This is a genomic window from Streptococcus sp. HMSC064D12 (assembly GCF_001837205.1).
Classification (GTDB): domain Bacteria; phylum Bacillota; class Bacilli; order Lactobacillales; family Streptococcaceae; genus Streptococcus; species Streptococcus salivarius_D.
Genome location: NZ_KV831725.1, coordinates 1 through 10,501 on the forward strand (window position 1 = coordinate 1; position 10,501 = coordinate 10,501).

Consider the following 10,501-nt stretch of genomic DNA (forward strand, 5'->3'; position numbering starts at 1 on the left):
GTATAACTTCTGAGGACTTTGTCTTCAATCTGAACTTAGAAGCTTTCATACTTCTAAGTTTTTTCTTCTTACATAGCCTTTTCAACGTTTTGATTTTAGCTAAATAGCCATTTTGTTAAAAAGTGCCATGTTTCTTTGGCAATACTTGCAAGGAAGGTTGAGAGACTAAATGCGTTGAATTTTTTGAGGAGATTCTCAACAAGTGGAGCGACAGTCTTAGGTATTTCCACTGGAGCCTTACTTTCTTCTTGCTTACCCGTATTATCCTGAGATGGATCTGGCACTGTGTTTGTACTATCGTGACCATTATTTTGTCCAGTTGGCTCAGTCTCTGGAGCAACCTCTGGTTGATGCTCAGGCTCAACTGGTTTATTTTCCGGATTTGGCTCTGGACTTGGTTCTGGCTGAGGATCAGGTTTGATTGGTTCGTCAGTAGTGTCACTGCTTGTGTTTGTCATTTTTTCAGTTACGAAGAAGTTTTTGAATTCTACTGCTCCATCCCAGAGACCGACACCTACATGGGCTTGATTGAAGTAATTATCCACAGCATCAAATTGATGATGGAGCACTTCCTTGCCATCGACATAGACTGTCATTGTGTCCTTGCCTTTCACAACCTTGACATGGTGGTACTGACCGTCATTGATAGCCTTATCCAAATGAGCTTCAGCGATGGTTTCACCACCAAAACGGAAGAGACGAACAGTATCATTGTCAGCAAATTGAACAGAGTAGGCACGACCTGGTTCTTCACGTTCCGCAGCTACAAAGAGGTTGACCAAACCATGTTGGTATTTGACATCGATATCATAGTCAAATTGCTTGAAGCCATTACTTTCATAGGCCATGAAGAAGTCATTGGCACTGACATTGCTATCGTAAAGGGTATCGTCATCAATATACCAATTACCAGTAACAGCCTTTAAGCCTTTAAGGTTGGTCGCAAAATTGTTGAGCGTAATGTCAATATTAAAGGTCTTGGTCAATGATGGGTTTTCAACTGAAGTTGCTGTGACAGTGAGATGACCTTTGTGAAGGGCTTTAAGAGAAAGTTTATTGTCATGTTCAGTATAGGACACCAAACTTGGATCACTTACTGTCCATGTCACATCTTGCTCTTCAGAAGCCGGTGCGAGGTAAACCTGCAAGTCCTTACTTTGACCAACTTCAAGAGCCAAATGACCTGCAACTGTGGTGTTCATAGCAACAGCCTTTGTAACTTCCTTCTTGTCAGTCCAAGTACTCTTAATTGGGTAGATAGCAATATTTGCTTTGGCTGGACCACCTTCAACCAAGACACTTGCTCCAACGGCTCTTGGGCTTGGGAAAATCTGATTAGCACCAGCTACCGTATTTCCCTTAGCAAAGACTTCTACACTCGCACGGTCCACATAAAGATGCAAATCAATAGAACCATCTTCATTGCGAGTCACTTGTTGACTATTAACCTTAGCAAAAGCATCAGAAAGGATAGTACCAGATTGGCTACGGTCAATAGACAAAGTTTCCTTAGTTAAATCGTAAATGACCTTAGTAGCTTGACCATCACCAACGCGAAGATTAAATCCAACTGCTGTCGTGTCCTTACCTGGTACAAAGTGAGAAACCACTTCATAAGTATCGCCTTTGAAATCTTTAAGCAATTCATTGTCAGAAGCCACTGTGACATTTTCAAAATACTGGGCATTGTCTGTGTCACGAAGGCTTTCGTAGGCCTTAACAGGGGTTTGGGTCAAGAGGTAACGGTCGCCTGATTTAACCAAACCAAGGTCAAGGTTAAGGTTAAAGGTACCATTAAATTTTTGACCTACAGTATCTGCAACCAGATTACAATAATCTTCCCAAGTGTTCATCCAGTTGATTTCAGTCAATTGTGGGATGTTGGGATGGTCAGCTGTTCCAAAATCATGAACATAATAAGTCATAGCAGCATAGGAATCCTTACCAAAATTCATGATTTCGTCATGGTCTTGGTAAACATCATCAGCTACAAAGGCCCACTTGCCATCCACTTGTTTAAAATCGCCAACCTTGTAAGTACGACCACCACGTGAGAGGACCCACTTGAGTGCTCCATCATTGGCCACAATTGGATAGAGGTCAGGACATTCCGTATGCAAATCTTTATAGGTTGTTTCCACTTGCCAGTTCTTCAAGTCTTGTGAAGAATAAATGCGGAGTGGACCACCAGCAAGGACCATAAACCATTGGTTATCCCAGCGGAAGACCTTAGGGTCACGGAAATCTTGGTTTTGAAGTGGGTCCTGAGACCAGTCGGCAACTACCTTGTCATATTTTTGCCAAGTTCTACCCTCGTCCTCACTATAGGCGATTTCAATCCGTTGCCCATTACCATTTGAAGTAATAATAGCTACCAGGCCACCTTCCGGAGATTTGAAGAGGCCGGAGCTATTGGTACTATCAACCACGACAGAGCCTGAGAACATGTGACCCGTCGCATCTGGATAAAAGGCTATCGGCTCTTCATCCCAATGAAGCAAGTCTCGGCTGGTCGCATGGGCCCAGTGCATTGGTCCCCATTTGGTATCATCGTAAAATTGATAGAAGAGATGGTAACGTCCCTTGTAAAAGACCAAGCCATTAGGGTCATTAGCCCAGCCATCCTTGACAGAATAATGATACTGATTACGATAAAGCTCGTTGTAATAGACATCATCACTCTGTCTGCGGTGGATATTAACACGGTAAGTCAAGGTCACTGGACGACCAAGCGAATCGGTCACACTACTTTCAATAGTAAAGTAATTGGCACCTACAGCCACTGGCAATTGTGAAATATCTGTGTAGACATTTCCCTTGGCATCTTCTACCTTGATAACAGCATTTGGATTATGCTTAGTGATGTCAAGTCCTACAGTCTCAGCATTGTGTCCCACATATTGGATATGGAGTGGTTCTTCAGAGAAGAATTGGGCTTGTTTTTCAACAGAACCTGTCTTTGAGGTCACCACAAGATTGTCAATCAAAGGAAGACTGGCATCGTCGAGATTAACATAGCGGGTATTTTTGAAAATGACATTGGCATTCCAATTAAGAAGTCCAAAGTAGCCTTCTGGAAGGACTTGAGGTTGACCCTTGTCACTTTTTTGAAGGACAGCATCACCTGTACTTGCGACAAGCACATCATTGACATAGTAAGATAGCCACTGATTAGCCGCAACTACTCTAAGATTGTAGGTTTCATCAGCAGTTGGTGTCACATCTTTCTCATCTACAAGTTGAATATCATGATTATTGACCCAACGCCAAAACTTAACCTTATGGTTACCAGAGTCTACGTTGACCCCGTACATATTTTTATCACTACTATCATTGTTACCACGGAAAATGAGGGCAGCTGCACCACCAGCTTCCTTGAAGGTTACATCCGTTGAATAGATAAAATTCTTGCCCTCGGATTGAGAATAAAGGAAAGAGTCTCCCTTGTCTTTGGCTTCTGAATGAATACCGTCAGCCTGCATTTCCCAGTGGCCATTTTGGTCTGCGGTCATCCCTTCTAGATTGGTAACCGCTTCATTATTAGGCAAATCGGTTTTTTCCGCTGTCACATGAACAGGACTGGTGCTATTCGTTACAACTGGAGATTGTTCTTGACTGGTCTGATTCAAATCGGCTTCTTGCGCTTGGTTAGTTACTTTCTCAGCCTCACTAGCCTGTGTTTGTACTTCTTTTGACTGGTCAGGGATAGGCTGAGTGGGATTCTCTTGAGCTGTTTTAGCAGATTCGGAAACAAGAGACGGGCTCGGCTCTACCACTTGGGGGACTTCCTTGGTCGTGCTAGGAGCAAGCTCCGCTTGAGGGGCAACTTGATAATCAGTTTGAGCTACCACTTCTTGAGGTACTTGGCTCACAGTTGCCTGTTCCACTTGGTCCGCATAGACAGGACCAGCCAGGGCCAAACCTGCAAAACTTACCAAGGCACAGCCGTAGACCCAAGTCTTCCCACTTTTACGCATAAACCAATTTTTACAAACAGTATCATTCATGACTCTTCTCCTTCTTCAGAGTAACATTAAATGTTAACTCATTTTTCATGAAAATTCAAAGTCAATACATTCGCCTTTATTAATAAGCCTATCAAAGTTTCCGGAAATATCTCTAGGATTTAAATTAAAACGGTAAACGCTTACTTTTAATATCATTATAGCACTATAATCTGAAAATACCATCTTTTTCTGTAATATTTTTCATATAAATGAAAAAACTTCCGAATTTGCCATTCGAAAGTCTCATACTTATGCTTAATCTGAGCCTGTTAGCAGGCTATTTCCAATAATACCAATGGTTACAATAGCAATCCCAAAGAATCCCAAAAGGCTAGGCAAAAGCAGCCAGTAAAATCAAAAGGCTAGCACTCCACATCCAGGACCCACCCGAAAGATTCATATTTCGATTAAAAATGATAAATTACAAGAATAAGTGCAACATTTAGTCAAACTCATCCTCTAGAGCTTCACAAGCAGTTCTGTAAGCTAAACATTTTCGCGGTCGGTGATTGATATCATATAAGGCTTTGTTCAAAGCCTCCTCAGAGATAGCGGCTAAATCTGTTTTCTTTGGGAAATATTCTCTTAGTAAGCCATTTGCGTTTTCATTGCTTCCTCTCTACCAGGAAGAATAGGCGTCCGCAAAGAAAAAGGGAATTCCTAAGTTCTCCACCAGAGGATAGCAGGCAAACTCTTTTCCCCTGTCTGAAGTGAAGGTTTTAAGAGTCTCTTTTGGAAATAGCCTACAAAGTTGTTCGATAGCTGAAAACATGGCTTTGGCTGTTCTATCTGGTATCTTGAAAGCTAAGTAAAAACGAGTTTTTCGCTCTAGAAAGTTCGCTAAACAGCCCTTACTTTTGCCTCTGGAAGACACCACAGTATCGAGCTCCCAGTGGCCAAAAGTCTCACGATTCCTGACCTCTTTAAGACGTTTGGCAATCGACGTGCCAATCCTAAATGTCCCACGTGTTTCTTTGGGCTGTCGACTTTTTCCCTTTCGGCGCAGGACGCTTAAATCCGGATCAATCAAACCAGCATAGAGCCAATTATAGATGGTTTTAAAAGCTACCATTGGCTTTTGTTCAAGCTGATAGCGACCACAAATCTGTTCAGGTGACCAAGAGGCTTTTAACCCCTTCTCAATTTTCTTTTTCAACTTTGGTGTCAAACAAGACTTCCGACCCTTTTGCTTAGCCCTGTGGTCGTACTGTTCCTGTGCTAAGACGGCGGAATAACCATTTTGGCATCGTCTTAACTCTCTTGAAATGGTAGACTTATGGACACCAAGTTTACTTGCAATTTAGCAAGATTTCAAACCTAAATCCAAGTAAGTTTCTATCTTTATTCGGTCGGTTATGGTAAGATGGGAGTAGCTCATAGTTTTTCCTCGGGTTCTGTTTGTGTGGTTACTTACAGTTTACACCAATGAAACGCTATGAGTTTTTTTGTTGCACTATATTTTACAATTTATCAAAAAGAAAAACTGCAATTTCTACTTTACAGTTTTCTTCTTTCCTATAATTTTTAGCTTTTCACTATTTTGAAAAGATTAACACTTATTTGTACTTTTCTATCTCCGTTTCTAATAGACTGAGCATGCTAGCATTGTGCTCTTTGACACTGTTATTATCCCATTTTCGATCATATTTCTTGAGCAGGTCACTCATCGCCTTCAACTTGGGACTTTGCTCTATTATATTTGGAAAATGCTCAACCTTCTCAATTGGAAACCGATTCGAAAACTTTGAATTGGCTGAAACAGTGATGAGAGCAAGATTCCCCAACAGATCTCTATTTTCAACAGTCACTGAATTATCAGCGTTAATAGGGTGCTGAGGGAAGAAATGTTCGATAGAATTTCTGAACTGGAATTGGAAATTGCTAAATTCAGATGCTCTATCCCTCGCCAACAGATAATCCAAATAAGTAAAGACAATCCGATCGATACCAAATCCACTTCGATTTCGATAATCTGAAGATTCAATTTTTTTGCAGCAATACTTTTCTAAGGTAGGGATAAGGAGTTTGCCATCTTGCTCTTTATTCACATTCGTCAAGACTCTAGCAATCCAGTGCATGGTCTTAGGGGAAGTATAGGTCACGCGCAGGCAAGATTCTAGGAGTCGTAATTGTTGATTATCCGTTCCTTCTTCTTGATCCATTGAGTCTAAAGTAGATTTATAGGATGGTTTTCTCCCCTTTTTATCCTCATACATGACGAGCTTTTGTAAAGACCATTTCCCTTCGACCTTGTATTCACCGATATATTCTCTTTTAATAATATAACGATCAAATAGATACCGATACTTCAAAAGAGCATAGATAAACTCCAAGGCCTTTTCTTTACTAGCCCATCTGTCCTTTAATAAGTCAAGGAATCGCTTATCATCTAATCCACTATCACGATCCGTCTCAGTCATCTCCATGGCTTCATTGACCTGCAAAAGAAAATTTGGAAAGTTAATGATAGACTCAAACCGTTCATTTTCTTCTTCCCTATCATCAATTTGATTAGACACAGTAGAATCCGGCGCTTGCAAGATAGTTTTTAAGGTAAATTGAGTCTCATCACTGTTATTTTCTGCATTAAAAATGTCACGAAGATCTGAGAAGTCAGCCACCCTCAGCATATCCCAATTTGCACTAAATAGTTTTTCACGTATTTTTACTGGGAGAACCATCTGAAGATAGTTGTCCATTTGTGCACAAGCATCCCAAATCGTAGCTGCAATTAGTTTATCTTTTTTGTCCTCTTCACTGAATCCATTTTCAGACTTGATAGCACCCAAAATCTTTGCTTTCACAATTTCATGGAGCTCCAATTGCTCTCCACGAGTATTCATGATCTCAAAATAGTGATTCAAATCGATATTTTGAGGAACCTGGGTTCGGATGATTGTTACAGTAGAAAACTTATCTCTAAACCGTTTTTTATAATCATCATTAGCGTTTTTGCTCTGGAAATATTTCTTAATTATTTCATATCCTTCTACTAACTCTTCTGAATAAAGAGAAGGCTCTTTACTATCCATTACAGTTTCGATCTCACCTAGAGTGATGTTCGATTTTTCTCTAGCTTCAAATTTCAAAGGATTTCTTTCTACAGAAGGATGATCCAGATAACGAAGAAGCAAAAACAAAGTAGTTAAGCGTTGCTGGCCATCGATTACTTCATAAACTCGAGGTTGGACTTGATTGACCACTAAACTGCCAAGGTAATATTTACTTGAATTAGTTTCGTCAAGATCATCAATATCCATTAGCAATTGCTCAATTTCATCTTTTCTCCATGCGTAATTTCGTTGATAGATTGGGATGACATAGTTGACATTTTCAAAAACATTGTCCACATTCAATTCATCTGGTTGAATATACTTTTCACTTCTCATTAGACTAGTCCTCCTCTCCAAATACTTTATCATAGAGTTTTTGATAGCGTTTTTTATTCACGTTGGAATTCTGGAAAGCTTCCTTTGAGATAATATCTAAAACAATGGTATCCAACCCTATCGGATCCTGCATTTCAGAAATCAAAGCAAAGAGATTCAATCCCTTATTGATACGATCTGATTGTCCTTGTGCGTACTTATTTACCGATTCTCTATAGACTGCTTTCATGATCAATCTTAGAGAATAAGCCCATCTATGTAGAAAAGACAATCTTGCAGGTGTCAATTCCTTCATACTGAATTTATCGACAAAGAAGATCAAAATATTTATGAAGAGATTATAAACATAGAGATCACCAGTTCCGTTTTTTATGACCTCTTCTTCATTAAATCTACTATCGACCAAGTTCACAATCTCTCTATAGAGGTTGGCATAATGCAAAGTGTATGAAAAGAATCTTTTTCCAGCAATCAAGGGTTGGGTTAACTGGAATTGATTCAAAGGAATTCCAGTTGTTAGCTCATACACTTTGTCAGCATTAAAACGTTCCACATAAAGATGAGAGGCTTTAGCATAAGTCGCAAAATGATGGGGATTCGAAGGTTTAATTCCCTTAAAAGTTTGAATATCTTTAGTAGAATAATGAAGGCCATTTTTGTTCTTATACCATCTCACTAAGGGGAAGAGATTGTCTGCAAAGAGATCCTCCAGTTCGCTTTGATTTTTATTTTCCCAAGCTTGTATGATCTCAATCTTATCACTTTCAGATTCATCATTCATTTCTCTCAAATGATAAGATTTCAACAAATCATGTGGAGAGAGAGCCTTCCCCCGAGAATTCTGGGAGTCAAAGAATTGAAAAGCTTCCTGCTCATCATTCGTGATAATCTTTACCAAAGAACAGTTATCAAGAAGATAATCAGCATACTTTTTAACTTCTTGTCCGTCAAACTCTCTTAGCTTGCGCTTGATGATTTGGAAATTATGCACGATCGCTTCTCTAGATAGTTCATTATATTCCTCATTCAGCAAGGATGAAAGATTAGCATATGATGCCTCTTGAAGTATCTCATACACCACAAATAAAAGAATAGAAAGAGTTGTTAAGCGCTGCTGGCCGTCGACAATATTAAGTTTAGAAGATGCGTCATTTATGTTTTCTCTGTGGAGTACAACAGACCCCATTCGATATTCTGGAATTCTATTCTTAAACGCCTCATAAGTATCTGTGATCAGTCTAAGTGCTGATTGTGTTCCCCAACGATACGGTCTCTGATAATTAGGAATCGCTAACCTTTCTACCATCATTTCTCTAACACTGACAATGCGCAAATTTTCATTCAAGTTTGACATTGAACAACTCCTCTATCTACTTCAATTTCTTTAAATACGGTTTTATATCACTCATTATAACATTTTAAGAAGTCAACTCAAGATTGATGACGAATTTTTATTTATGACAAAGAAAAACAGCCAACCATTGGGTTAACTGCTAAAAAAAGTTATCAAGTTAATTATTAAAAGAATCAGTATCCAAATTCACTTTAAATCGTACTTCCAGTCTTCTCCATCTTGGTAGTAGAAAAATTCAGACAGGTCTTCTTCAAGAAAGATACGAAGCATATCCTCCATATCTAGAGAGAGGTCTAGATTTGGCAATTCTTTCAGGTCCTCCCACCAGACTTCCCCCTCTTCAGAGGATATTAATTCTCCGTCAAACTTTTCTGTCTTATAAAAGAGAACTACATAACGAATGCCGTCTTCTACCCAATCTTTCATTCCACAAATCCGGGGAGAAGCAATCCTTAAGCCAGTTTCTTCCTTCACTTCACGGATTACTGCTTCCGTAAATGATTCTCCCGCTTCGACATGACCACCAGGAAAGGTTATGCCTGGCCAGTCCTTTTTTTTACGATCAATAACAAGAACTCTATCGCCGTCTCTTACCATACAAAGATTTGTAAACTCAACAGTCTCATTCATACAAATACTTCCTAACTATGTTTGTCTTTTTCTTTAAGGATAGGATAAACAATCTCTACCCTATTCTTCTTTTAGTTGCACTTGTGTACGGGCTAGTAGGTCTCCTAGATGCCTCTTATCTTTCCTAAATATCGTCATTGCCAGTAGCAAAACTGCAAGTAGAGTCGCCGAATTAGAAAGGATAATGGATACCACATCAAAATCACTATATAAGCCATGAATCGTGCCCATATGACCGAGTTGCCAAGGTAAAAATTTGATGACATTTCTAATCAAACTAGCCTGCACTGTTTTTTTCTGGTAGACAAGTTCAAGTCCCGCTTTTACCTTCCCAAAACTGCCATCATTTTTATAATCCAAGAATGTGAAAAGGAGCATGATTGGCAAAACAGAGGTGAAAAATACAAGCCACTGCGACTGAATTTCTGTAAACTCTGGGACACCATTAAAAAAGATGATGTAAATAAGCATCGAACTTAAAAACAGAAGAACTAAATAAGCTAGAATGAAAAGATAATCAAAGAGAAATTCAATCATTCTTTTTTTAAACGGAATAGGGTTTATTGCTATAATTTTCATCATCGTCTCCCCCTTTCTCATCTCCTATTATAACATTTTTAATATTCTAAATAATATTTGAGAAGAATATCCGCTGGCTAGCGCCCTCGCAAATCAAGATTGTTTCATAATTGTAAACTCCTTTAGATTCTACTATACACTACTTCTATTATGGCTTTTGGACTTTATTTCAATTTTACGTTATATTATTATTAAAAAACTAAATCATAAGGAATTATGTATGTCAGAAGATATTAAAATCGAGATTGGAAAAAGAATTCGTGAAGAACGTGAACGTCAAGGGTTAACACGTGAGCAAGTTTGTGATACCGAAGAAGAATTAACCGTCAAACAACTGATGAGAATTGAGCTTGGGCGTTCTTTACCAACTATTGTCAAACTTCAATACATCAGTGATAAATTGAGTGTTTCCCTCAACTATTTGTTAGGTGAAACAAAACTAGACATTCCTGAAGACTATTACAAGGCTAAATATAAACTTATGAAGTCTCCTGTCTATGGTGACTCGGAACGTATCAAGAAAAAGCTAAAAGATATTGAGG

Annotated in this window: 5 protein-coding genes and 2 pseudogenes; 1 reads left to right on the forward strand and 6 read right to left on the reverse strand. The window is 39.1% G+C overall.

What is annotated here, in order from left to right; all coding sequences use genetic code 11:
- Positions 1-95: 95 nt before the first annotated feature.
- The 6 genes and pseudogenes from HMPREF2697_RS01900 to HMPREF2697_RS01925 all read right to left on the reverse strand — a co-directional run bounded on the left by HMPREF2697_RS01900 (position 96) and on the right by HMPREF2697_RS01925 (position 9,962).
- On the reverse strand, positions 96-4,007 hold the full coding sequence (locus HMPREF2697_RS01900; RefSeq protein ID WP_070849396.1) for a GH32 C-terminal domain-containing protein: 3,912 nt from the start codon (positions 4,005-4,007) through the stop codon (positions 96-98).
- Positions 4,008-4,449: 442 nt separating this feature from the next.
- Positions 4,450-5,385, reverse strand: a pseudogene (locus HMPREF2697_RS01905) (IS30 family transposase).
- Between the two features lie 178 nt (positions 5,386-5,563).
- Positions 5,564-7,396, reverse strand: a complete 1,833-nt coding sequence (locus HMPREF2697_RS01910) for a GmrSD restriction endonuclease domain-containing protein (RefSeq protein ID WP_014634651.1) — start codon at positions 7,394-7,396, stop codon at positions 5,564-5,566.
- 4 nt (positions 7,397-7,400) lie between these two features.
- Complete coding sequence (locus tag HMPREF2697_RS01915) at positions 7,401-8,750, reverse strand: DUF262 domain-containing protein (RefSeq protein ID WP_014634652.1); 1,350 nt, start codon at positions 8,748-8,750, stop codon at positions 7,401-7,403.
- 186 nt (positions 8,751-8,936) lie between these two features.
- Positions 8,937-9,380 (reverse strand): 8-oxo-dGTP diphosphatase, encoded by a 444-nt coding sequence (locus HMPREF2697_RS01920; protein ID WP_014634653.1) that lies wholly within the window; start codon positions 9,378-9,380, stop codon positions 8,937-8,939.
- Positions 9,381-9,440: 60 nt separating this feature from the next.
- A complete protein-coding gene (locus HMPREF2697_RS01925) occupies positions 9,441-9,962 on the reverse strand; it encodes an RDD family protein (protein WP_236577983.1) in 522 nt (173 codons plus the stop codon).
- 217 nt (positions 9,963-10,179) lie between these two features.
- Between HMPREF2697_RS01925 and HMPREF2697_RS10640 the strand changes: the two are divergent.
- Positions 10,180-10,501, forward strand: a pseudogene (locus tag HMPREF2697_RS10640) (XRE family transcriptional regulator); the annotation flags it as partial.